Annotated in this window: 21 protein-coding genes; 6 read left to right on the top strand and 15 right to left on the bottom strand. The window is 56.9% G+C overall.

Features of this window, described 5'->3' with window-relative positions:
* Positions 1-15: 15 nt before the first annotated feature.
* Positions 16-690 carry a hypothetical protein gene (locus EL361_RS09440; protein ID WP_126378855.1) on the top strand — a complete coding sequence of 225 codons (675 nt, stop codon included), beginning with the start codon at positions 16-18 and terminating at the stop codon, positions 688-690.
* Positions 687-1490, top strand: a complete 804-nt coding sequence (locus EL361_RS09435) for a formate dehydrogenase subunit gamma (protein WP_126378854.1) — start codon at positions 687-689, stop codon at positions 1488-1490. Before EL361_RS09440 ends, EL361_RS09435 begins: the two co-directional genes overlap by 4 nt.
* A 200-nt stretch (positions 1491-1690) precedes the next feature.
* Here the strand turns inward: EL361_RS09435 and EL361_RS09430 are convergent, their stop codons facing one another.
* From EL361_RS09430 to EL361_RS09395, 8 genes are all read right to left on the bottom strand, one after another.
* Entirely contained in the window at positions 1691-2239 is a 549-nt protein-coding gene (locus EL361_RS09430) for a methyltransferase family protein (RefSeq protein WP_126378852.1), read from the bottom strand.
* A 21-nt stretch (positions 2240-2260) separates the two neighbouring features.
* On the bottom strand, positions 2261-2719 hold the full coding sequence (locus tag EL361_RS09425; protein WP_126378850.1) for a hypothetical protein: 459 nt from the start codon (positions 2717-2719) through the stop codon (positions 2261-2263).
* A gap of 88 nt (positions 2720-2807) precedes the next feature.
* On the bottom strand, positions 2808-3038 hold the full coding sequence (locus EL361_RS09420) for a hypothetical protein (protein WP_126378848.1): 231 nt from the start codon (positions 3036-3038) through the stop codon (positions 2808-2810).
* Positions 3039-3256: 218 nt separating this feature from the next.
* Complete coding sequence (locus EL361_RS09415; protein ID WP_126378846.1) at positions 3257-4657, bottom strand: NAD(P)/FAD-dependent oxidoreductase; 1401 nt, start codon at positions 4655-4657, stop codon at positions 3257-3259.
* 224 nt (positions 4658-4881) lie between these two features.
* Positions 4882-5415 (bottom strand): ribosome biogenesis factor YjgA, encoded by a 534-nt coding sequence (gene yjgA / locus EL361_RS09410; RefSeq protein WP_126378844.1) that lies wholly within the window; start codon positions 5413-5415, stop codon positions 4882-4884.
* 84 nt (positions 5416-5499) lie between these two features.
* Positions 5500-6291: an MBL fold metallo-hydrolase gene (locus EL361_RS09405; RefSeq protein ID WP_172961698.1), complete on the bottom strand. Its 792-nt coding sequence runs from the start codon at positions 6289-6291 to the stop codon at positions 5500-5502.
* A gap of 76 nt (positions 6292-6367) precedes the next feature.
* Positions 6368-8053, bottom strand: a complete 1686-nt coding sequence (locus tag EL361_RS09400; protein ID WP_126378840.1) for a methyl-accepting chemotaxis protein — start codon at positions 8051-8053, stop codon at positions 6368-6370.
* Positions 8054-8125: 72 nt separating this feature from the next.
* Positions 8126-10432: an EAL domain-containing protein gene (locus EL361_RS09395; RefSeq protein ID WP_172961697.1), complete on the bottom strand. Its 2307-nt coding sequence runs from the start codon at positions 10430-10432 to the stop codon at positions 8126-8128.
* A gap of 198 nt (positions 10433-10630) precedes the next feature.
* Between EL361_RS09395 and EL361_RS09390 the strand changes: the two genes are divergently transcribed.
* The 4 genes from EL361_RS09390 to EL361_RS09375 are packed head-to-tail and all read left to right on the top strand — an operon-like array spanning position 10631 to position 16938.
* A complete protein-coding gene (locus tag EL361_RS09390; protein ID WP_126378836.1) occupies positions 10631-10996 on the top strand; it encodes a PAS domain-containing protein in 366 nt (121 codons plus the stop codon).
* Positions 10997-11049: 53 nt separating this feature from the next.
* Positions 11050-14607 carry a PAS domain S-box protein gene (locus tag EL361_RS09385; RefSeq protein WP_232034922.1) on the top strand — a complete coding sequence of 1186 codons (3558 nt, stop codon included), beginning with the start codon at positions 11050-11052 and terminating at the stop codon, positions 14605-14607.
* The gene (locus EL361_RS09380) at positions 14604-15638 is read left to right on the top strand and encodes a response regulator (protein ID WP_126378832.1); all 1035 of its coding nucleotides are present in this window, start codon (positions 14604-14606) and stop codon (positions 15636-15638) included. The genes EL361_RS09385 and EL361_RS09380 overlap by 4 nt, the downstream gene beginning before the upstream one ends.
* A 10-nt stretch (positions 15639-15648) precedes the next feature.
* A complete protein-coding gene (locus tag EL361_RS09375) occupies positions 15649-16938 on the top strand; it encodes a mechanosensitive ion channel family protein (RefSeq protein WP_126378830.1) in 1290 nt (429 codons plus the stop codon).
* Between the two features lie 136 nt (positions 16939-17074).
* On the opposite strand, the gene lysA is transcribed toward EL361_RS09375, so the two are convergent.
* From lysA to EL361_RS09340, 7 genes are all read right to left on the bottom strand, one after another.
* Positions 17075-18349 (bottom strand): diaminopimelate decarboxylase, encoded by a 1275-nt coding sequence (lysA, locus tag EL361_RS09370; RefSeq protein WP_126378828.1) that lies wholly within the window; start codon positions 18347-18349, stop codon positions 17075-17077.
* Positions 18346-19038: a TrmB family transcriptional regulator gene (locus EL361_RS09365; RefSeq protein ID WP_172961696.1), complete on the bottom strand. Its 693-nt coding sequence runs from the start codon at positions 19036-19038 to the stop codon at positions 18346-18348. The genes lysA and EL361_RS09365 overlap by 4 nt, the downstream gene beginning before the upstream one ends.
* Before the next feature lie 113 nt (positions 19039-19151).
* Entirely contained in the window at positions 19152-20135 is a 984-nt protein-coding gene (locus EL361_RS09360; protein WP_126378824.1) for an HD-GYP domain-containing protein, read from the bottom strand.
* A 324-nt stretch (positions 20136-20459) separates the two neighbouring features.
* The gene (locus EL361_RS09355; protein ID WP_126378823.1) at positions 20460-21566 is read right to left on the bottom strand and encodes a M20 family metallopeptidase; all 1107 of its coding nucleotides are present in this window, start codon (positions 21564-21566) and stop codon (positions 20460-20462) included.
* A gap of 138 nt (positions 21567-21704) precedes the next feature.
* Entirely contained in the window at positions 21705-21902 is a 198-nt protein-coding gene (locus tag EL361_RS09350; RefSeq protein ID WP_126378821.1) for a hypothetical protein, read from the bottom strand.
* A 276-nt stretch (positions 21903-22178) separates the two neighbouring features.
* Complete coding sequence (locus tag EL361_RS09345; protein WP_126378819.1) at positions 22179-23471, bottom strand: amidohydrolase family protein; 1293 nt, start codon at positions 23469-23471, stop codon at positions 22179-22181.
* Positions 23472-23542: 71 nt separating this feature from the next.
* Positions 23543-24484 carry an ABC transporter permease gene (locus tag EL361_RS09340; RefSeq protein ID WP_126378816.1) on the bottom strand — a complete coding sequence of 314 codons (942 nt, stop codon included), beginning with the start codon at positions 24482-24484 and terminating at the stop codon, positions 23543-23545.
* Position 24485: the final 1 nt, after the last annotated feature.

Genomic DNA, 24485 nt, shown 5'->3' with positions numbered 1-24485 from the left:
TTGAAAGGAGGCTGTATGCACCCTGTCAAAACGATATTGGGGCTGCTCCTGTTCTCCCTGTGGGCGTTGCCCGGTCCGAGCTGGTGTATGGAGGTGAAATCCGATGTGCACCGCTACCGGAATTACGAACTCAGTACGGGATACTACGAGCGGTATGAGGTCAGACCTGGGTTGAACAGACCCTTGATCATGGACGAAACTCCAGCCCGCCCCGGGATTTTATCCTATGGGCCTGGAACGGCGACGGTCAGGGTCAGAACGCGCCTGCAGGATGCCCATGCAGGAATCGCCTTCTACGAAGGCAGAACCTGTGTGGATTGCCATCGCCAACAGGGAGGGGACAACCTGCATGTGGTGCGTAACGATCTGGTGTGTCGTCAATGTCACGGTGGTGAGCCCATCTCCAGCGTGAACCATTACTATTCGCCGCTGAACAAGATCAGGCGGCATGCCTATATCTGCGCCAAGTGTCACCAGGGGGCGGGAATTTCCTATGCCTCCTACCTGGTGCACGAGCCGAATCCGGCCATGATGTCCACGCGGGAATCGTTCCCGCTGCTGTTCTATGCCTTCTGGGCCATGATTGCACTGGCAGGCGGAACGTTGGCGATCTTCCTGCCGCACACCGTGCTGTGGGGGCTGAGGGAGCTGTTCTCCGGCGGAAAGAAGAAGGGGGGTGACGAGTCATGATGATACGACGCTTTACTCCCGTGCAGAGGCTCTTTCACCTGTCGCTGATTCTGACATTCATGATGCAGACCGCAACCGGGTTTGGGCGCCTCTATATCGAGACTGCCTGGGGCAAGTGGCTTGCAGGGCTATTCGGAGGATATACCGGATGTCTGGCCGTGCATAAATGGGTCGGCATTCTGATGCTTGTGCTGTTCCTGCTGCATATTGTTTATGCGGTGGTGCAGATCGCCAGGGGCAAGATGCGTGGGCAGGATTCGCTTTTGCCCCGATTGTCCGACATAGGGGAATTCCTGCGCCATACCGCCTGGATATTCGGACTGGCCCGCCAGCCCCGGTTTGACCGTTGGACCTGGTGGGAGAAGTTCGATTACTGGGCTGTGTTCTGGGGTATGGTCATCCTGGGCAGTACAGGGCTCATCCTCTTTGATTCCCTGGTGTCAAGCCGGGTGATCATGGGCTGGGGTATTAATGTGGCCTTGTGGGTCCACCGAGTGGAGGCGATCCTTGCGATCCTGCATGTGGTCTTGATTCACTTCTTTGTGGCGCATCTGCGCCGTAGCCATTTCCCCATGGATAAAGCCATGTTCGAGGGAGGGGTTGAAGTGGACGCCGCAAAAGAGCATCGCCCTGCCTGGATTGAACGGCTCAAGGCTGGTGGCGATCTCGAAGGGCACGTTATCAGTGCTGTCCCAACGGCCATGCGTGCCGTGTACTTTGTCTTTGGGTACGCGGTCGTGGTCATCGGAGCCCTGCTCGTGATCTACGCCTTGATCAACGCGCCTCGGGTGACCTGGTAACACCAACCAATAACCATGAATGAAAAGCCCCGGACCGAAATCCGGGGCTTTTTTGTGCCGTGGCACAGAATCCGCGCAGGCGCGAGCAGGGTGGGGTGTGTGAGGCTGGCCTGGGCGGAGAGGGGGGTACCGAGCCGGGAGGGCTTGGGTGACTTTGATGAAAGAAGGAGTTGTCCTCTCTGCCGGGCAGCATGGCAATATCAGCGCCGTGGCCAAATCCGGGGGAAGAGGAAGGGGACCTTGCGGCGATAGCGGTCATAAGCCGGGCCGAAGCGCGCGGCGAGTTCGTGTTCTTCCACATGCCGATGCCAGAAGCTGCCGGCCAGTAGCCCGAACAGGAAACCGATCAGGCCGGCTGTGAGTGATGAGATGAGCGTCATCAATCCCATCCAGTAGAGCATGGCTCCCAATTGGATGGGGTTGCGGGTGCGGGCGTAGGGGCCTGTGGTGATCAGGCGCTGCGTCGGTGCCGTGGGGGCGGGGGTGCCACCGTGCTTCCACTGGGTCCGTACCGCCCAGGACAATAGCAGGATACTACTGATGAGCGATGGAGCCCCCACGGTAATTTCCAGCCAGCGGGGCCAGGGATTGCCCATTTGCTGAAGCGCCGGCTCCAGAATCATGAGCAGCCCGAGGGGAATTCCGCACAGGAACAGCGCCGCACCGATGGCTAGGGACAGCGCTTTGCGCATGGGGCCGGGTTTGGACCCGGCCAGTCGTAACAAAACCTCAACAACAGGGCGACGCATGGTGCCCTCCTTGGCGAGGGGCTAGTCGCCGCTTTCCGCCTTGGGTTTGGGGGCAGCAGGCGTTTTGGGCAGGTAACGCTTGATCTTGGTGGCAGCGGCAATGGTTTCGTCCGGTGCTCCCAGAAAGCGCATGACTCCCTTGGGGGAAATGTAGTGCCAGCCTTCGGGCTCGGTCAAAAGTGTTGCGCCATTGGAGGTCAGAAAATCTTCGGCCAGAGCCTGGTCCACGGCTTCCTGCATCTCGCCCAGCAGGCGCTCGTTTTCCAGAACCAATGAGGAGGTGCGGAAGATCTCAAAAGCGCTGTGGGCGATGTCGATGAGCGGGAATTCCGTGTCCTTCTTGCGCCCGGCAAGGATGCGTTCCAGGGTGGTCAGGTCCTTTTTCAGGGCCTTGATTTCTTCCTGGGCGATTTCGCGGGCTGACTCGATGTTCTCCATCATGGATTTGATCATGGGCGCGGTCTGGCTTGGTCCGGGCATGGGGTTGCGACTCCTCCTGAAGCTTGGGTTGAAAGATGGCTGGACCGCCTTGTCATGAGGCGGTCGTGGTTTTTACTCGCGGGCCGGGTCAGGGGCCAGTCTGGTTCATTACGGCAGTCAGGTATTGCAGCACCGAGATGCCGGAAATAGTCCATACGATGAGCAGCGCGGCGATGAACGAGACCATCGAGAGCACCGTAACGATGATCGGCTGCTGTGTCATTCTCGAAAAGACCATATCCTTCAAGACTTTGTGGATGTAAAAATGCCATGCCAGAAAAACGACGATGAAAATACCCAGAGCGTAGATGATGGCCATATGCGTGCCCCCCCTCGGATGACTAGAACCGTTACGGGATTCAGAATCTTCATATTTCTCGTAACAGTTGCACGGGAGTGGAGCAAGGGGCGGGGAGTTTTTGGGGAGGGAGGATGGCTCGGCCCGGGCTTTGTTGATCTGAATGAAAAAGCCCCCGCACCGATCAGGCGCAGGGGCTTTGTGTCGTCTGGTGGCTCTCGCTCTGTCATGCCGGGGAGCTAGCCCTGGCGGCGGACGATTTCCTTGGCCGGGATGATACCCGTGGCCGAGGCCGAAACAATGTTGCCCGCCACGCCCGGACCATCTCCGGCCACGAACAGGCCTCTGATGGAGGTCTCCAGTTCATTGCTGGTCTTGACCTGGGTGGCAAAGAACTTGATCTCCGGTGCGTAGAGCAGGGTTTCGTCGTTGGCGACACCGGGGACGGCGTAGTTCAACTGTTCCAGTCCCTGGACCAGATTGGTCACTATGCGCTCGGGCAGGGCCATGGCGATGTCGCCGGGCACCACGTCCTTCATGGTGGGGTCGATGTAGGAGTTGCGGATGCGGTCCCAGGTGCTGCGGCGACCGCGGCGCAGATCGCCGAAACGCTGCAGGATGGGCTTGCCTCCGCCGATGATGCTTGCCAGCCGCCCGATGGACTCGCCGTAGGCCTGGTTGTCGGAGACGGGCTCGGTGAGCACGACCTTGGACAGGAAGGCGAAGTTGGTGTTCTGGCTCTTGATATTCATGTTGGCGTGGCCGTTGACGCACACGAAATCCTGATAGTTTTCCAGGGCCACAAATCCACCGTAGTTGGTGCAGAAGGTCCTGGTCTGGTCATCATATTTGCGGGTCCGCACGAAGAACGTGGGGTCGTATACAATCTCGCAGAGGTCCTTCATGATGTCGTTGTGGACTTCCACGCGCACACCGACTTCGATGCCGCGCTGGGTCACACCCACGCCGTGGTTCTGTACGACCTTGGCGGTCCACTCCGCACCCACCCGGCCCGGGGCCAGGATCACGTTGTCGGCGTAGTAGCCGCCGCGCTTGGTCAGCACGCCGGTGACATGGTCGCCGTCCACAATGATGTCCTTGACCTCCTCGGAGGTCTGGATGGTCACGCCCTTGGCTTTCAGGTCTTCCACCATGCCATTGATATGACCGGGCAGATTGTCGCTGCCCAGATGCTTCTGCTTGATGATCAAGAGGTCCACGCCATGCTTCAGCGCATTCTTGCGGATGTCTTTGGCCTTCTCCATGTCTGTGGGGAAGACCTGGCCGTCCATGCCGTAGGCATTGAAGATATCCTCGGTCTCATCGATCAGGGCCTGAGCCTCGGCGATGGGCAGGAACTGGGTCAGGTCCGTCTTGCCGAGAATGGGGATGAAATTCAGCTTGCCGTCGGAGAACAGGCCAGCCCCGCCCATGCCTGCAAGGATATTGCAAGGGCGGCACTTGACGCATTCCTGGCCGTCGCCGATGGGGCAGTTGCGCTTGAGCGGCTGCTTGCCCTTTTCCAGCACCAGGATTTTGAGCTTGGAGTTGTTGGCCAGGTACCAGGCGGAGAAGAGTCCGGCTGGTCCGCCGCCAACGATGATGACGTCATAGTGTTTTTGGGTTTTTTTCGGTGCCATTAAATCTTTTTGCTCCTGGGGCGGCTGCCAAAATCATGGGGTCCGGGGCAGCTGCGTGCGGCCGGCTGATTTCAGTCCGACCAAGGTGTTTCGGCGCGCGCTGACAAAAGCGCGCAGAACCCTTGATTGTCCATTTCATGGCTTGGAGAGGAAAGCAAGTAAAAAAATAGGCCACCGAAAAAAGATCAGTGGCCTGCAAAATGGTGAGGAGCGAGGGTGGAATGCTATTGTCCACTCACTTCCCGTAAATATTTGAATAAGATGCGAAAAGCCTTGGGGGGCTTGTTGGCCTTGCGCTCGCCCGCGGCGTTGCGGGCCAGGGTGCGCAGGCGCTGGCGGTCGGCCTCCGGGTTGGCGGCAACGATTTCCTCGATGAGTTCGTCGTCACCATCCATCAGGCGTTCGCGCCATTCTTCCAGTTGATGGAAGCGGTCATCGTTCTGATGTTTTTTCTGATCCACGTATTCCATGGCCTCACGCAGGGCATCGATATTGTCGGCCTCTGCACGCATGAGTTTGCCCAGGTGCTGGCGATGGCGGCGCTTGGCCTCGTGCTTTTTTACGGTCTTGTCAAAAAGCGCGGCCTCGCGAATGGCCTCGGGGATGTCCATGGCCTTGATTTTTTCGTTGGGCATGGCGCACAGCTTTTCACCGAGGGCTTGTAGTTCGATCATCTCGCGTTTGCGTTGCGTTTTGCTCTTGCGGATGTCTTCGCCATCAAACTCATCAAATTCTTCGTCTTTTTTGCGTTGGCCCATGTTGGTTCCCTTGGAAAGTTCTTGTTCGATTGTGGCAAGGCTCGGGGCTTGTCCCGGAGCTGTGGAGTGAATGATCGTCCTGCTTTATGCGTTCAGCTTGGCTCGCAGGGCTCGAAAGTGTTCTCCGGCCTGGGTCCGGTTCATGGGGGTGCCATGTCCCGGGTATATCGCAACGATATTGGCGTGGTCCAGCAGCCAGAGCAATTTGTTTAGCGTGTGCTCCAGTTCTTCGGGGTCGTGGCCCGGTAGTCTGGGCATTCCGGGTTCTTCGGGGCAGAGGATGTCGCCGGTAATCAGTGCGCCCCCGACCCGGAAGCAGAGCCCATCCGGGCTGTGGCCCGGTGTGTGGTAGACCTGAAGCGCATCGCGTGGGCCAATGGGGATGGTCAGACAACGCAGGCTTCCGCCCGGTGTTTCCATGTCCCGTGCGACTCCTGCCGAGGTGGGCAGGGCAAACAGGGCGATGGCTTTGGCCGCATGCGGTGTCGCGGTGTCCAGAACTGTTGCGCCTGTCAGGTCAGCGTCGCGATTGCGCAGGGCATCAGCGGCCAGCTTGTGGCAGACAAGGGAAATGATGAGCCCGGGCGTATCCAGAATTCGCGAGGCCCCGAGGCAATGGTCTGCGTGACAATGGGTCAGGCAGATCATGGCCTGGCGCGGCATCTCGCGCGTGAACTGCGCCATCAGCCCGGCCAGGGCGTCAGCCTCGTCGGAGTCGGTCCCGGGATCCACCAGAATGGCATATTCCGGTGAACGCAGCAGGTAGCTGTTGCAGCAATTGGACGCATCAAGACGCAGAACGGATGCCAGTTCCGTTTCATAGGCTCCGGGGATGGTGTCCCATTCGAGCTGCGAAAAGCCTGTGCCTCCGGCCACGATGTAACCCCTCCGTGGGCAACGGATACCCGAGAACCTCGTGATCGTCCAGAAGCCTGATGAACAGGCCAGCGAACTATCCCAGAGTCACGTCCGCGGCGATGACGCCCGAGGGCTTGTCCTGGTCGCCGAAAGGAGTGGAGACTGTGATGCATCGCTCGCCGCTGGCCTGGGAGACATAGACCTCGGAAATGACCATGGTCCCGGTCTCCATGGCTGTCGTGAACCATGGTCGTGAAGACCAGTCCTTGCCCTTGGCCCGAGCGTCATGTGGGGACTCCTGGCCGGGACGCGGGATATTCGAACAGGGTTGGATGCCTTTGGCATCAGTCAGATACAGAAGTTCGAGGAAGGCGCTCTGCGCGATGGTTTGGCGCATGGCCGTCTCCTGGCGCTCCGGTGTCATGGAAAGGATGTCTGCGGATTCAGCCAGCTGGTTGAGGGCCTGCTGAACCTTTCCCGTGCCCATAAGGTCAAAGGCTCCGTTCAGGCCATCGAGTTCCGATACCCCAGAGAGGAGGTTTTCAAGGGCCTGGGAGGAGGTCTCCATGCCTTCGTTGGTCTGCTGGGAGATGTTGTCCACTTGAGCCACGGCGCGAGTGACCTGCTCGCTGGCAGCTGATTGCTGGGTGGCTGCTGTGGCAATGGAGCGAATCTGGTCGGCATTTTCAGCAGCAAGTTCAACGATGGTGGTCAGCATTGTCCCCGAGCGTCGAGCGACCTCCGTGGCCTGCTCAACGATGGCGGCAGCAGCGGTCATGCCCGTGCGGGTGCGATCCACACCACCCTGGATGGCCTCGACCTGTTGCCCGACGTCCCGTGTGGCTTCCATGGTTTTTTCAGCCAGTTTGCGTACCTCGTCGGCCACGACGGCAAAGCCGCGTCCGGCATCCCCGGCACGGGCGGCTTCGATGGCGGCGTTGAGGGCCAACAGGTTGGTCTGGTCTGCAATGTCCGCGATAACATTCATGATGCGTCCGATGCCTTCGGCCTGCACGCCCAGTCCCGAGACAACCTCGGACAATTCTGCGGTGTGCTCATTCACGGCCTGGATGGCGGCAACGGTTTCATCCACGGCACTGGCCCCTGCCTGGGCTTCTTCCATAGCCCGGTCAGCAGCCACTGCTGCGGCTTCCGCACTTTCTGCTACCTGAGCAACAGAGGCGTTCATCTGCTCCATGGCGGAGGCTGATTCGCTGGATAAGCGTTGTTGGTCGCGTGCTCCGCTACTGGCGCTCATGGTTGCGGTTTGCAGTTCTCCTGCTGCGCCGTGAATATTGGTAATGGCAGTGTGCAGGGTGCCGGAGGCGCTTTGCAGGCTCTGGCAGCGGGCGGCCTCACCATGTCGACGAGCCGTTTGCGTTTGGGATTGGGCAATGGAGAGTTCGGTGCGAAGCTGTTCTGTCTCGGTATTCATTTGGGCAATAGATCTTACATAGTCGTCGTTTTCCACAATAATGTCTTTTAGTAAGTTTTGAAAGTCTACAAAATTGTCTACTCTATGTGTTTTGGTCTTGGCTGCGAGCAGGGCCGCCAAGGCGGATTCGCGGCGTTTGGCTGTCACTGCCAATGCGGTTCCGCCGGCGGCCAGAGCCAGAATGCTGATCAGGGTGAGGGTAATGGCTGTATATTGATATACGCTGTAATCATTGATGAAGTTGCTATTTCCAGCTGCGGATGGTGCCGTAAAGATTATTGCGGCCAAGGCTGTAGCCAGCAGGAGAAGGGGCAGGGAAAGGAGGGCAAGGGTGCGTCGAAACATGGATCACCTGTCATTGGGTTGGGGGTTTGCTCTATCCTCCAACAGCAATTTCAGGGCCAGTTTCAGGTGTTGTTAGGGTTTTGTGTTTACTTGCGTGATGACCATTTGTGGCTTGCCCTCGGGTTCGGCCAGGGCATCTCCAATGATGTAGGCCTTGGCATCGATCGCAGGAACGGGGCGCGAGAAGTAGAATCCCTGTCCGTACTCGCATTTGAGGGTATTCAGGATGTCCTGCTGGCTCGATTTCTCAACACCCTCGGCAATGACTTGCAATCCCATGTTGTGGGCCAGATTGATGATGGCCTTGACGATCTCGCGGTTCTCGGGGGTGGTGTCCATGCGCTTGACGAAGGACAGGTCGATCTTCAGGTGGTCCAGAGGGAATTTCTGGAGATAGCTCATGGATGAATAGCCGGTACCGAAATCGTCGATGGAAATCTGGATGCCCAGTTCCTTCAGTCGATTCAATTTGTCCACGGCGGCTTCGGCGTTTTCCATGATGGTGGTCTCTGTTATTTCCAGCTTGAGCCGGTCTGCGGGCATTCCTGTTGTTTTCAGAATCTCGCGGATGCTATCCACCAGGTCAGATTGCGTGAACTGGCGAGCCGAAAGGTTGACTGAAAGCACCAGGTCTTGCGCCTGAGGCATGGTCTCACGCCAGGCACTCATGGTCCGGCAGGATTCCTCCAGAACATGACGGCCCAGAACCATGATCAATCCTGTTTCCTCGGCCAGGGGGATGAATTCCGCAGGGGAGATCACTCCGCGTTCGGGGTGGTTCCAGCGGACCAGGGCTTCGAAACCGATGAGCTTGGAATCATGCAGGGAAAGAATGGGCTGGTATTCAACAAAGAACTCATTGCCGCTTACTGCCCGGCGCAGATCGTTTTCCAGAGTCATCAATTCAACGGCCTTGTCCAGCATGTGCGGCACAAAGACCTTGAGCTTGCCATAGCCGGCCTGTTTGGCCAGATGCAGGGCAATGTTGGCCTTTCGGATCAGCTCGGCGTCGTCATCTTCGGGAGGGGGAAAGAGTACCGCTCCGAAGCAGGCTGTCATGTTCAGTTCATGCCCATCGATATTGAGAGGTTCTTCGATGGCGGCACGGGCTCGGTTGATGATGTTGATGGCCTTGCGCGGTTTGTCCAGTTCCTCCAACAGGAAGATGAATTGGTCTGAGCTGTACCGGGCAACCATGTCCAGGCTGCGTACACTTTTGTGCATGCGGGCAGCGATTTGCTCCAGAGCCTTGTCACCGATGCGATGCCCGAAGCTGTCGTTGATGACTTTGAGCCGGTCGATGTCTGCGAAGGCCAGTGCGAAATGATAGTGCTCGCGCCGTTTGGCGCGCTGTACGGCCTGGGAGATTCGATCAGAGGCCAGCACCCTGTTGGCCAGGCCTGTCATATTGTCGTGCAGTGCTTGATAGCGGAGTTGAATCTCCAGCAATTTGCGCTCGGTAATGTCGCGTATCGAGAGCCGTAATCCCTGGGAGAGATTGTCTTGTCCGATGATTTCATGGCGCGCCGCGTTCAGCCAGTGCATGGCCCCGTCATGACGAAAGATTCTGAAGTCCAGGGAGTCTCCCAAGTCACCGGTCAGGAAGTCATTCCACTTTGAGAGGTCATCTCTGTGCACCAGACTGGCCATCAGGTGCTGTTCGTTGTCGAAATCTTCTGTGCCGTATCCGGTGACATGCTTGCAGGCTGGGCTGGTGTAGCGGTGTTCGCCTTCAGGCCCGAGCCAGACCTCCATGGCGTGGGTGTGCTCCGCGATGGTGCGATATCGTTCCTCGGAGATGCGGAGGTGATTTTCCATCTCTTTGCGTTTGGAGATGTCAGTCAACATCACCAACTTGGAAATTTTTCCATCTCTGCGTTTGACCGGGGCGCAGACGGCTTCAAACCACGTGCTGTGCCACAGGGCATGAAACTCGTAACGGGCGGTCTCGTTGATGAAGAGATTGACGTTGACGCACCAGGGGCAGGTTTCCTCCAGGCCAAAGAGAGCCTTGTAACAGGGCTCGCCTGTGACGTCCCTTCCGATCTGTTTGATCATGGCGGGGTTCATGAACTCAACGGTTCCGTCCGGGGAGCAGATATAGAGCTGCCCGTCGAAGGCGTCGACAAGGGCGTCGTATTCGTTGCTCTGTTCCAAGCAGCGAAGTTTGTGGCGACGAAGGGTATGGATCAGTATGGTCAGCACCGCTATGACCACCAGGCACACACCGAGAGCGATCAGTAGAGGGGCATCGCCGGTGAACGGGAGAGAGGCGCCATGGGCCTTGCCGGGCAACAGTAACAGAGTGCCCACAGCCATGAGGCTTGGTGCGAACAAGGTGGGGCGCTTGCCCTGTAGTGGATAGATTTGCCCGATCATTACAACCGTTTGTACGTAAAAAGCAATGTTGAGACAATGGTAAATGATCATTTATTTGCGTTGAAATATAAGAAAATTCTGCGAGTCATGACTGTGGCGCGGGTTGTAGCGGTGATGGGAAACTGATAGTAGATCATGATCATTAACAGAGCCCGGTCAGTCTGACCCGGTCTGTGCCTTTCTCTGCCGGGACATGCTGTGGACGATTCAAAAAAGACCAAACAACAGTTGATCGAAGAGCTTGCCGAGCTGCGTCGGCAACTCGCCCTGAAATATTCGTCGGATGGGGTTCCGGGTGACTTGGAATTGCGGGCCATGCTCGACACGCTGCGCTCGCCCATCTTCATCAAGGATGCGCAACATCGTTGGGTCTACTTGAACAAGGCTGCCGGGGATGTCGTGGGTAAACCCTGCGCTGAGATGCTCGGAAACACTGATTCTATCGCTTATCCTCCCGAGTATGTGGATTTCCTTTGGAACAAGGATGAATACGTCCTGAATACCGGCAAGACGATCTCCTATGAAGTCACCCCCCCTGGCCCGGAAGCAAGACCCACTGCCTGACCCTCAAGAGTCGGTATCTCGCCCCGGGGGGAGAGCGTTTTCTTGTGGGAATCATGCAGGATGTCACGGAGATCAAACAGGCGCAACGAGCCCTTCGGGAGAGCGAAGGCCGGTTGCGATCCATCCTCAATACTTCTCGCGTGGGTGTTGTGGTGTCTCGCAAAGACGGGATTGTTTACACCAATCCGGTGATGCTGGAGCGGAGCGGATATACGGCAGAGGAGGTGATCGGGCGTCAGGTGCTTGATTTCGTGTATCCCGAAGATCGTGCCATGGTTGTCGAGATGCTTGCCCAGCGTTTCGACGGGAAAGTGAATGAAGTTTACTACAGCTATCGGCTATTGAAGAAGCATGGCGATTTTAGCTGGGTGGGCGTCTATGGCTCGCTGGTGGACTGGGACGGAGAGCCTGCGAGCCTGGCGTTCATCATCGATCTCAGCGAGCAGAAGCAGGCGGAGGCCGCGTTGGCCAGAAGCGAAAGCCGCCTGCGTCGGGTGATCGATCTGGTCCCACATGCCATTTATGCACGCCATGAGGATGGTCGGTTTCTGATGGTCAACCGGGCAACCACCGAACTCTATGGATGCTCCATGGAAGACCTGGCTCATGGACGTTGTTCCGGCCCGGAGGGGCAGCGAGTGGATCGTTCCCTTGCTCAGCTCGAAAAGCCGGTGTTCAGTGGCGCCACACCGTTTCAAGTTGCGGAGTTGTGTCTGGAAGACGCCAATGGCAGGACGCGGCATTTGGAATACTCCGCCGTACCCTTTCCCGCGGACGTGCCGGGGCGTGCCGTGCTGGGTGTTTGTACCGATGTGACCAGCCGCGAGGAAATGCGTCTGCGTCTGGAACGTTTCAATGACTGCCTGCTCCGTTTCGGGAGCGAACCGGATGAGAATATTTCCAGCCTTGTCGCCCTGTGCGGCGAGATGTTGGGCGGTGCCTGTTCCTTGTATAATCGTCGTGAAGGCAGGCAACTGATCGTCGCGGGGCATTGGAATGTACCTGCGGATATGCCCCTCGTGGATGACGCCGATGGACACATCTGTGCGGATGTTATCGAAAACGCCCAGGACAGTGTGTTGCTGGTGCGTAACCTTCAGGATTCCCCCTACGGAGAGAGTGATCCCAATGTCCGGGCCTATGGGTTGCAAACTTATGTAGGCGTTCCTGTTCGTACCGAGAAAGAGGTCGTGGGCAGTCTGTGTGTGGTGTATACCGATGACCGTCTGTTGACTGAAGAGGATGAATGGCTGCTGTCTGTAGTCTCCTCTGCCGTTGCCGTGGAAGAGCGCCGGATGTTTGCCCAGAATTCTCTGCGGCAAAGTGAACGGACTTTACGTGCCTTGTCCGATGCCACCAGTGACATGATGGTGCTTCTGGATATCGAGGGTGTCGTGCTGGCTGCCAACGCCAAGGCTGCGGCCGTGTTTGATCTGAAACCGCAGGATATGGTTGGTAAAAGAATCGAAGCGCTCCATGGCAGTCCTCGGCAGCATGACCGTTGGCAGCGGTTGTTGCAGGTGCGTCAGGCTGATGAAGCTGTGCAATTCACCGAACAGCGCGGGGGGCAGAGCCTGGAGCATCGAGTCTATCCCGTGCATGACGAGTTCGGGACTGTTGTCCGTTTCGCCGTATTTACCAGGGATATCACCGAAGCCCTGCTCGCCGAGCGCAAGCTGGCAGAGAGTGAAGAACGCTTCAGGGCGACATTTGAGCAAGCTGCAGTGGGTATGGCGCATATTTCGGTGGAAGGCGCATGGCTGCGCGTCAACGACAAACTCTGCGATATCATCGGCTATGCGCGGGAGGAACTGCTAGGCAGGCAATTCAGTGAATTTGTGCATCCAGAGTATCTGGAAGAAAGTCTGAAGTTCCGTGATCAGATGCTCAGCGGCGAGATCTCGTCATTCAAGCAGGAACAGCGCTATCAAAAGAGGAATGGAGTGGCGACCTGGATCAACGTGACGGTTGCGACGATTCGGGATGAGAACGGCGAACCCAAGTATTTTTCATGTGTGTTGGAGGATATATCCCTACGCAAGCAGATTGAACGCTCTCTGCTTCGCCGGGATGCGGTACTGGAAGCAGTGGGCCTCGCCGCAGAAAAATTCTTGCAGACCAGCATGTGGACCGAATGCATGCAGGAGATCCTGTCCAGTCTTGGCTCTGCAGCGGGGGCCTGTCGGGCTTATATGTTCGAGAATGTTCTGGATGAGCAGGAACGGCTGTGCATGAGCCAGCGCTTTGAGTGGTGCAGCCCCGGAATCGAACCTCAAATCGATAATGAAGTCCTGGATAAACTCTCTTACGCTGACTATGGCCTGGATACCCTGCAGAAGACACTCGAGGCTCGTCAGCCACTGCATGGGCGGGTGTGTGATCTGCCTTTGGGCGACCGGATGATTCTTGAACCTCAGGGAATCAAATCCTTGGTTGTGGTCCCTGTCTATGCCGGGAACGATTGGTGGGGATTCATCGGATTTGACGACTGCAAGGTCGAACGCCAATGGCTGGATGCGGAGATCGAGGCATTGGTGGCTGCTGCAAACATTGTGGGCAGTGCCATTGCCCGCAAGCTCACGGAGACGGCTCTGCGTGATTCCGAGCGTAAGTTCAGGCTCATTGCAGATACGGTTCAGGATGTGTTCTGGATCAGTACCCCGAATCGTGGACAAGTGTTGTATGTGAATGAGGCCTATGAGCGTCAGGTTGGGCCTCGTGAGGAGTTGTACCGGAATCCTTTCTCCTTCGCGCAGGCCATTCATCCCGATGACAGGCGCCTGGTTCAGCGAACCTACGCCCGGCCCCGCCCTGAAGTTCGCGAGATTGAATATCGCATCAGGCGCAAGCAGGGCGATTGGATTTGGGTCCGCGAGCGGGCTTTCCCGGTCATGGGTGCGGATGGTGAGATGGAATGGTTGGCCGGGATTACCATCGATATCACGGAGCGCCGTCAGGCCGAGGAAGAGATTCGCCGTTCCCTGAAGGAAAAGGAACTATTGCTGCAAGAGGTGCATCACCGGGTCAAGAACAACCTTCAGATCATTACCGGACTACTCGACATGGCGGGGCGTCGTATCGAGGATGAACGGGCCCGCGAGATCATGCGTGATACCCAGTCCAAGATTCACGGTATGGCCATGATCCATTTGCAACTTTACGGGTACGAGCGTTTTGATTCCATCGATATTGCCAATTACGCCCGCATGCTGACGTGGCAATTGGCTCAGATGTATGGAGCCAAAGCCATCCAGCCAGAATTTGAGCTTGAGGAAATTCATCTTTCGCTGAGCAAGGCCATCCCCTGTGGACTGGTGCTCTCGGAGGTCCTGTCGAATGTTTTCAAGCACGCATATCCGATGGGGCAGGCTGGTTCACTGATGTTGAGCGTCCAGAGAGGCCAGAACGGTCGAGTGGTTATTCAGGTTAGCGATCAGGGGCAGGGCATCCCGGATGGCGAGCTGGATAGGGAGCTCAGCTCTGTTGGGCTTAAATTGCTGAAAAATATTGTTAAATTCCAGCTTTCAGGTGAGTTGCACATTGTGTCGGACCATGGCACTACAGTCACCATATCTTTTGATGACGATGAGAAGGGAGAATCCAGTTCATGACGAACCCCGAGCGGAACCAATACAGAATCATGGTCGTTGATGACGAAGCTGTCATCATTACGCAATTGGAAGAATTGCTGACGACTCTGGGCTACGATGTTGTCTGCAAGGCCTCCACGGGCGATGATGCCGTGCGTCTGGCACGAGAGCTGCGGCCGGACCTGGTGCTGATGGATATCGTGATGCCGGGTGAAAAGGATGGAATCACCGCCTGTGGCGAGATTCAGGATAAGATGGATATTCCGGTGATCCTGCTCACCGCCTATGGCGATGATGCTCATGTTGATCGGGCCAAGGTTGTTCATCCCTATGGTTATATCTTGAAGCCCAGCCAGAATGATCAGATCAAAGCCGTGATTGAGATTGTCCTCGAGAAAAAAGCCATGGAGCGCAACCTCGACGACATGATGGTCGGTTTCCGTTCTCAGGCCGAGGACCGGGAGCTGCAGCTCAAGGAAATTCATCATCGCATCAAGAACAATCTGAATATGATTTGCGGACTGCTGGCTCTGCAATCCATGCATATCGAGAATGAAGCCTGCGTGGAGGCTCTGAAGGCCGTGCGCAGTCGCGTGGTCTCCATCGCCAAGGTTCATGAGAAGCTCTACAGTTCGGAACATCTTGATACAATCGCCGCCAGGGATTATTTTGAAAGCCTGACGGATTCATTGTTGCGGTCCTATGTTTTTCCTCCGGGAGTGGAGTTGAAACTGGATTGCGAGGAGATGGAATTGGAGCCGGACAAGGTCATGCCTGTGGGCCTGATCGTGACTGAATTTTTGACCAACTCGTTGAAATACGCCTTCCCCGAAGGAGGTCCGGGTACCATTTCCATTGTATTCAGCAAGGTCGTAGGCAACTACGAATTGGTGGTCATGGATGATGGTGTGGGCCTGGCCGACGATGTGGACCTGAACCATCCCAAGTCTCTTGGGTTGGAACTGGTCCGCGGATTGGTCGCCCAGGTTGGCGGGACCCTTGAACTGTCTCGTTCCGGTGGTACCCGCTTTACGGTTCGCATTCCCACCTAGGAGTTGTTTCATGCAACAGCAGCCCTTTTCGCTGGAAGCTTTCATCGCTTGGGGATTGGAGTTGCCGTTGCAGGCCTGGAAATGGCTGACAGTGGGCAGTGGCGCGATGCAGGCTGCTGTGGTGCTCGGGGTTGTGCTTCTTGGGTGGCTGCTGGCTTTGCCGCTCAAGCAGGCTGTGCGGGCGCGGTTCCCCGGAGGCATGGAAGGTGATTTGCCATTGCCCCGGCTTGCGCGAACCCTGGTGCGTGCCTTGCCGGCCATGGTCAGTGCTTTACTGGCGGCTGCCGCTCGCGAGGGGCTCAAACTCTCAGGTTACGGAGGGGTGCTACTGGATTCGGTGCTGACGCTGCTGGTCGTCTCTTCCGTGATTATTCTTGGCTCCTCAATTATTCGTTCTCGATTCTGGCGACGTTGCTTTGCCACTCTTGCCGTGATTGCTGCGACCCTGCATGTGTTGGGAATTTTGGGTCCTGTCATGCAGGTTCTGGACAGTGTGGGGTTTGACCTTGGTGGAACCCGGGTCACTCTGCTTGTCTTGGCCAAAGCAGCCTTGCTGTTATTGATTTTCTTTCGCTTGGGAGGGATGGCCTCTATCTTTGTGGAGCGTCGTCTTGAGGGTGTATCGGAGTTGACTCCTTCGACCCGAGTGTTGCTTTCCAAGACGGCACGGATAAGCTTTTATGTCCTGGCCACCCTGCTCGCTCTGAATAGCGTAGGCATTGACCTTACCGCTCTGACCGTTTTTTCCGGGGCCATTGGTGTGGGAGTTGGCTTTGGGTTGCGTAATGTCTTTGCCAATCTGATCAGCGGTCTCATCCTGCTGATGGACAAGTCCATCAAGCCAGGGGACGTTATCGAAATAGGCGGGGTCTATGGCTGGATTACTGAACTGCGGGGACGGTTCGTGTCTGTTGTGACCCGTGACGGCAAGGAATATCTGATTCCCAATGAGGATTTGATCACCAGCCAAGTGGTGAACTGGTCATTCTCGGACAGTAACGTGCGTCTGAAGGTGCCAGTGGGAGTCTCCTACGGGACGGATATCAAGCGGGCTCTGAAACTCATGGAACAGGCCGTTCAGGGATTGCCGCGAGTGTTATTGAGCCCGGCACCTGTGGCCTTGTTTCTGGAGTTTGGCGACAGCTCATTGAATCTGGAACTCAGAGTGTGGATCAAGGATCCTCAAAATGGTGTGGCCAATATAACGAGCGCGATCAATGTGGCCATTCTGGATGTCTTTCGCGCAGAAGGAATTCAGATTCCCTTCCCTCAAAGAGATGTGCACATCATCTCAGAATAATTCCGAATCATTCTTCCGTGCCAGAGAAAAAGCCCCGGCCCCACGATGGGACCGGGGCTTTCCACGGAGGTGTTCGATGAGGGGGTGCCTGGTCCCCCTCAATCATTCGAACTATCAAAATTCGTTAATGCTGTGTTTAGCTCGCCAGTCCGTATGGAGCCAAAAGGTCCTCGAGGGTGTCGGCTCTGCGGATGAGCCTTGGCTGACCGTCTGACTGGATCAGCACTTCAGCCGGGCGCAGGCGGCAGTTGTAGTTGGAACTCATGACATAACCATAGGCGCCGGCATCCAGCACAGCCAGGATATCGTTTTCGATCAGTTCAGGCAGCATTCTGTCCTTGGCGATGATGTCTCCGGTCTCGCAGATATTGCCGACCACGGTGACGGGAGTGGATTCACCGAAGGGAGTGTCGCCGCCGCGATAGGCCTCGATGTCGTGGTGCGAATCGTAGAGCACCGGGCGAGAGAGGACATTGAAGCCGAGGTCCGTTCCGGCATAGGCGTTTCCGGCAACGTCCTTGACTGCATGCACTGTGCCCAGCAAAACCCCGCATTCCGCGCAGATATACCGACCTGGTTCCACATGGTAACGCGGGGTCCATCCGGTTTCGGCTTCGAATCGTTCGATTGTGCGGGTCAGGCCCTTGCCCAGTTCTTTCAGATCCAGTCGGGGTTGCCCCGACAGTTTTTTGTAGGGAACCCCGAAGCCACCACCGAAGTCGATGAAGTCTATTTCGTCAAAGCTGGTTGCAATGGTCATCAGTGTCTGGGCGGCCTCCAGATAGGTCTCACCGGTCATGAACAGCGAGCCGATGTGCTGGTTCACGCCCGCCAACCGCAGGCGGTGTCGGGCCAGGATGGCCTTAACCGTGGGGATGTCGTCTGGGGAAACTCCGAATTTGGTCTTCTTCCCGGCAGTGACAACCTTGGCGTGGTGTCCAGCACCGGAGCCGGGGTTGAAGCGGATGGCCACTTCCCCACCCGGATTGGTCTGGCCGAACAGCTCCAGTTGCGACAGGGAATCCACGGAGACCCGGACGCCACGTTCCGTGGCGAAGCGCATCTCCTGAGCGGAAACATTATTGCAAATATACAGGATGTCCTGAGGCTTGAAACCGGCGGTCAGTTCGATGTGGATCTCACCCGGGCTCATGGCATCCACGCGCAGGCCTTCTTCTTTTACGATGGAAAGCAGTTGCGGGTTGCTGTTGGCCTTGGCCGAGTAGTTGACCTCGAATCGTTCATGATCCACCAGCCCGGTCAGTTCCCGACAGCGACGGCGCAGGATGTCTTCGTTGTAAACATACAGAGGGCTGCCATAGGCCTGCATCAATTCCGCTGGAGTGCTGTCTCCGTAAAATTGGGTCTGGGCAGTGAAACCGCCATGGATATGGTATCTATCGTTGCTCATGATCGTGTGTCTCGCTCGATGAGTTCAAGTTCGTTCAGAAAAGCCTCGCGCATGAGGCGGACGAGTTGGCTGTTCCTGGAATACAGGCACTGCGCAGTGGCCTCGGGGAGCAGGGTGCCCGTGAGTACCGCACTGGTGTCGGCGATGATGTTGACCTGCCCAAGTTCTTTGGGTTTGGAGTGATGGTGCACTCCAGCGACAGGGCAGGCATCGGAGATGAGTACGGTTTTTACGCCTCGGGATACACATCCTTCGAGGGCCTGTGACATGGCCGGGACTTCGCTGGAATGCGCAGAGATGTAGACATGACTTTGTGCTCCATCCAGCATGCTCCGCATCCGTTCGGCAACGCTTTCGTGGCCGGTGAGGGTGAGGTACGGAGCTGTTTCGCTGACACGGTCAGGCAGCTCCTTGTCCAGCATTTTCAGCGTTTTTTCACTGCGTTTACGCAGCAGCTTCAGGAATTCATCCTTGGGGGTGGGCAGATGCTTGCTGGTCTTTTGCTCGCTGCGCATGGCTCCGCCTTTTTCAGCCAATCCGGCCAGGGCGGCATAGGCATTGGAGCGGGAGATTCCTGCCCGTTTGGCACATTCGTATCCGCTGAGTGGCCCATGGGTCAGTAGCGTGATGTACATGACCGCTTCTTGTCCGGTCAGCCCGAAGGTTTTGAGTGCCTCGATGGTGTCCATGCGTATCTCCATAGTAGTTCTAAGAAGTACTACTATGATTTGGATCAGCGAATGTCAAGCGGGTGAATATCAATAATGGAAGCTGAGGATGAAGCGGGGTGAGGCTGAGGGGATTAGACGATGTCGGCGCCGGAGAGCACCTGAACGAAGCGCTTGAACATGTTGATGTCCAATTCGCCGTACATTTCGTCACGCATGATCCTGAGGACCTGGAAGGGGTTCATGGCTTTGCAGTAGGAACGATTGGTGGTCATGGCGTCGTAGATGTCAGCAATGGTCACGGCGCGAACCGGGCGCGAGATTTGCTCTTTGCGCAGGTTCATGGGGTAGCCGTTGCCGTCGAGTTTCTCGTGGTGGTGCTGGATGCAGTCTGTGGCAATCTGGCCGAGGGGAAATAGCCTGCAAAGTTTCAAACCCTGAGTGGTATGTGTCTCGATGATGTTTCGTTCCTGATTGGTCAGGACTCCTGGCTTCAGGAGGATTTCGCTGGGAATTACGGATTTGCCAATGTCATGCAACATGGCTCCGATTCCAGCCTGGACCATGGTTTCCTCATCCAGATCATAGGTCTGGAGCAGGGCCGAGGAATAGAGGAACACATGCACGCAATGAGAGAACGTGCTGTAATCGTGAGAGATGAACTGCGCTATGGCCTTGAAGGATTGGCCTTGGGCAAGCAGACGTACGGTTTCCTGAACGGTCTCGACGATACGCTGGAAGTTGCGTTGGCGGACGATGTGCTCGGGCAGGCGACGATCAAAGGCTTCCTGTACAATGGCAAGAGAGGCTTCATGCAGAATGCGGGCGCGTTCTTCATAGGCTGCGTTGTCATCCATCAGGACGTGGCCAAGATTGTCCTCCACATATTCCTTGTAGAAGACTTCGTGTTCTTTCTGGATGTAGACTTCGCAAACGCCGTGATCGCAAAGCTTGTTGCGATGTGCTTGGGTGAATTGCTCATCGGCTTTTGTGTAGAGGACGAACTCCCTGCCCTGGAGCAGGTGCACATTGAATCGGCCACATTTCCCCGGCACAAGCATGAGCGGAGAGATGGAGATGTAGCTCTCTTGGAGCTGAGCAGCGTTTTCGTTGTGCATGGTTCCTCTGGTCCGGTTGATTGCCGAGTCAGAGGGAGGGCGGGGCGCACCAGCCCATAGTCACCGCAAGCAGAAGGCTCTGCCTTTGCGGTTCGCAGTTGGTACTCACATATGACGCCGCCAAAGACGGCGATAAATCTCCCACACTCCCGGTGCCCCTTCGGGCAAACATATAGTTTACCAAAAAAAGCAAGCTCTGTATATAGGGGGGGGTAACAAATGTACAGTGCTTTTTTCCCTCTGTATTGGCCTGTAAATAGGCGTAAAACTCAGAACACTGCAATAATGTTGCAATTTTGTGCCGATATAGTGTCGAAAAGATGTTTAGTTTTTTATCGGGATGTTGATGGGGATGGCTTGCAGGAAGGATTGCAGGCGTCGGGACAGGGTGTTCAGGCTCTCGAGCGTGACGTGTTCGGCCAGGCTGTGGGCTGTGGAACTGCCCCAGGCGCCCCAGACCACTCCGGGAATGCCACGTTCGGTAAGAAAACGGGCGTCACTGGCACCGTGCGCGCAGCCGGGGTGCATGTCGGGGTGCTGCTCAAGCAGCAAGCCAAGGTATGGGGTTTCATACGGGATGAGTTGGGGCTCCTGAACCAGAACTTCCAGTGTTCCCCGGATTGTGGCGCGCATGGCCTTTACGAGTTCGTCGGGAGTGTCCTCTTCCGTGTAGCGAACATCGAACAGGGCATGGGCTTCTGCGGGGACCTGGTTCAAGGAGTTTGAGCCCGTATGCAGAGCACCCAGGTTCAGTGTTCGATGCCAGTGTTCGCCACCCTTGTCCGGGAACAACTCTTTGAGTCGCAGGTAATCTTCGATAAGCAGATCCGCAGCATTTTCGCCCCGCCAAGGGCGGGCTCCATGAGCCGCCTTTCCTTGGGCCGTCAGGCGCAGGTTGAGGATTCCCTTTTGTTTGATGATCACCGTGTCCGGTGCGCCACCGTCCAGAGCAATGCAGAAATTCGTGCGCACCTGTTTTAGCAGAGTCCTGGCTCCGTCGTGACCTCCGGATTCTTCATCTCCGGTCAGCAGCAGGCCAAAGGGCATGTCAGCCTGTGTTCCTCCCTGCGCCACGACTTCGCGAAGTGAATCCCGATACCGAAGCATGGACATCGCCACGCCGTATTTATCGTCAAGGCTTCCGCGACCCCAGAGACTTCCGTTTTCCACCTTGGGCTCGAACAGGGAGTCGTCTTCGGCTTCAACCACATCGAAGTGGGCCATCAGCAGCACGGGTACAGCGTCGTCCTTGGGAAGAACTGAAACGCAGGGCACGTCATTATTGTGGGTCAGTTGGCTGGCAATGCCGTTGGCTTTGAGCCAGGCGTGAATGTAGGCCGCGCAGGAGTCAATTTCTTCAGGGCGGGAGCTGGTGGATTTGAAACGGATGAGTTTCGAGGTCAGTGCGATGAGTTCGTCGAGATTGTCCATAGGTCCTTCATGGGTTCCAGATATGTCACGGGGAGGGCAAACATATGAGGATCGTGGTGAGGGGTCAATCCTGGATACGTAAACTGCCCGTCAGGGGAAGACGGGCAGCTCAAGAGTTCAGTGCAGGGCGGATAGCCGTTAGATCAGGTAGACCCCAAGAGCAAAACACAGAACACTCAAAGTGAAAACGAGCATGCCAAAGATCTCTTTGATTTTGCATGTGTCGTCACTGTCGGTCAGGTCCATGCGATATCGATGGGCGTAGTCCGACGGATGGGGAGTGTTGATGTCGAGGCTCAGGGGACGGTCGCAGTTGCGAGCGTTGCCGTTGTTCATGGTTTGGTATCCTCCTCACAGTGGTCGTTGTGGGACCGTGGATTGGCCCGCCGCACAGTCCCTGATCGCGCCGCCCTCAGTCAGGAAACATGTTCCCTGTTCCGAGGTGTTTTGTGAGGAAAGCAAGAGCTGTTCCCGATAGCGATGCAGAGTTGGAAAAAGTCTAGAGAAATTACAGAAGGGCTTGTGATTACAGGGAAATGAAAAAGGCATGAGCTGAAAACCCATGCCTTTGTAATGATTTGGCTGTGTGCAGGTGGAAAAAGCTGCCCGGTGTTATTGACCGGTAGCTGTCCGCTTCAGGGAAAAATCAACCCGGTGGTCGTTGTCTCCCATCCGGACCTTGGAGGTGATCTCAGGGGTTTCGGCCACGATGTTGCCCCGTCGGACAACAGTCAACCGCGCCGAGCGCAGGCGGATGGCCTCGATGGCGTCCTTGGCCTGAAGGATCACAAAGTCCGCATCAGTTCCTGGCTTCAGGCCGTAGCCGTCCAGCTGCATGACCTGCGCGGCATCGGATGTGACTGCATCAAATAGGGTGTTCAACTGGGAGATTCCCATCATCTGCAGGCAGTGCGCGCCCATGTGTGCCACTTCCAGCATGTCGTGACTGCCCATGGGATACCAGGGGTCCATGATGTCGTCCTGCCCCAAGGCCACGATCAATCCCGCGGCCATCAGTTCCGGCACCCGGGTCAGCCCCCGGCGCTTGGGATAGGTGTCGTGGCGGCCCTGGAGAGTGATGTTCACCAGCGGGTTGCAGACCACATTCAGCCGGGCTTCGGCCATGAGTGGGATCAGCTTGGAGACATAATAATTGTCCATGGAATGCATGCTTGTCAGATGCGAGCCCGTGACCCGGCCATGCAGTCCGAGCCGCTGCGTCTCGAAGGCCAGAGCCTCCACGTGTCGCGACAGGGGGTCGTCGGATTCGTCGCAGTGCATGTCCACCAGGAGGCCCCGCTGGGCGGCCTGCTCGCAGAGCCATTGTACGGATTCACGTCCCTCGTTCATGGTTCGCTCGAAATGCGGGATACCACCCACCACATCCACGCCCTTGTCCAGAGCCCGCTGCAGCAACTCCTTGCCGCCGGGGGTGCGCAGCACACCGTCCTGGGGGAAGGCCACCAATTGAATGTCCACGTAGTCCTTCATCTGCTCGCGCACTTCCAGCAGGACGTCCACGGCCATCAGGGTGGGGTCGGTCACATCCACATGGGTGCGCACAGCCAGAGTGCCTCGCGCCACGGACCATGTCAGCAGTTCCAGAGCACGGTCTTTGACGGCCTCGGCAGTGAGATCGGGTTTCAGTTCGCCCCAGATCTTGATGCCTTCCAACAGGGTTCCGCTTTCATTGAAGCGAGGTAGCCCCGTGGACAGGGTGGCATCCATATGGAAGTGGCTGTCCACAAATGGAGGGGTCACCAGACGTCCGCTGGCATCGATGGTTTCAGTGGCCTGAGCCTCGATGCGTGGGGCGATCTCTATGAATTTTCCATCCTGAACGGCGATGTCATGTGGCTCGATATGGCCGTGAAGCGTGGCGTTCTTGACGAGTAGATCCAGCATGGGAGTGACCTCTTTGATTGTTGATCCTGTGGGGAGTTGCCACGGAACAAACGACTTCGTGCATGGTCTGTTTATCGTTCGCCTTTTCGGAAAGGCACCAGCAGGGCCTTGGGATAGGCTGCCCGGCGCGACATGATGATCAGCGCGACGATGGAGAACACGTAGGGCATCATCAGATAGAACTGGTACGGTATGGCCATGGCTGCCTGTTGCTGCACGCGCATCTGCACGGCGTCAAAGGCGGCAAACAGGGTTGCGCCCAAGAGCGCCTTGCCCGGTCGCCATGAGGCGAAGACCACCAGTGCGATGCAAATCCAGCCGCGTCCGTTGACCATGCCGATGTAATAGGCGTCAAAGGCCGACAACGTCAAAAATGCTCCACCCACGGCCATCAGAGCGCTGCCCGAGACCACGGCCCAGGTGCGGATGGAGAAGACCGAAAGGCCTTGGGACTCCACGGCCATGGGATTCTCACCGGTCATGCGCAGGGCCAGCCCCGCCGGGGTTCGGTACAACACGTAGCTGACAACAATGACGGCCACGATGGCCAAAACGGTCATGGGTGATTGCTGGAAGAACACCGGTCCCACGAACGGGAGGTCCGAGAGGCCGGGGATGTTGATGTTCTCGAAGGGGATGATTTTGGGTGGAGTTGTGGCTTTGGGCAGCAGCATGCGGAACACAAAGGACGAGCAGGCCGAGGCCAGCATGGTGATGCCCAGCCCGGTGACGTGCTGTGACAGTCCCAGATGCACGGTGAAAGCCGCATGCAACAGGCCGAAGGTCGCGCCCACCAGCGCGGCAAACATGACGCCACCCCACAAGCTTCCGCCCATGTAAACCCACATCCAGCCGGACATGCAGCCCGCAGCCATGATGCCTTCGATGCCCAGATTCAGGACCCCGGCGCGCTCGCAGATCAGTTCACCCAGCGTGCCGAAGACAAGGGGAGTCGCCATGCGGACCGTTGCCAGCCAGAAGCCGGTTTCAAGTAGAAAATTCAGAATATCCATG

Source organism: Desulfovibrio ferrophilus, assembly GCF_003966735.1.
GTDB lineage: Bacteria > Desulfobacterota > Desulfovibrionia > Desulfovibrionales > Desulfovibrionaceae > Desulfovibrio_Q > Desulfovibrio_Q ferrophilus.
The sequence above is the reverse complement of the archived record's forward strand: the minus strand, read 5'-3'. Positions and strand labels throughout refer to the sequence as shown.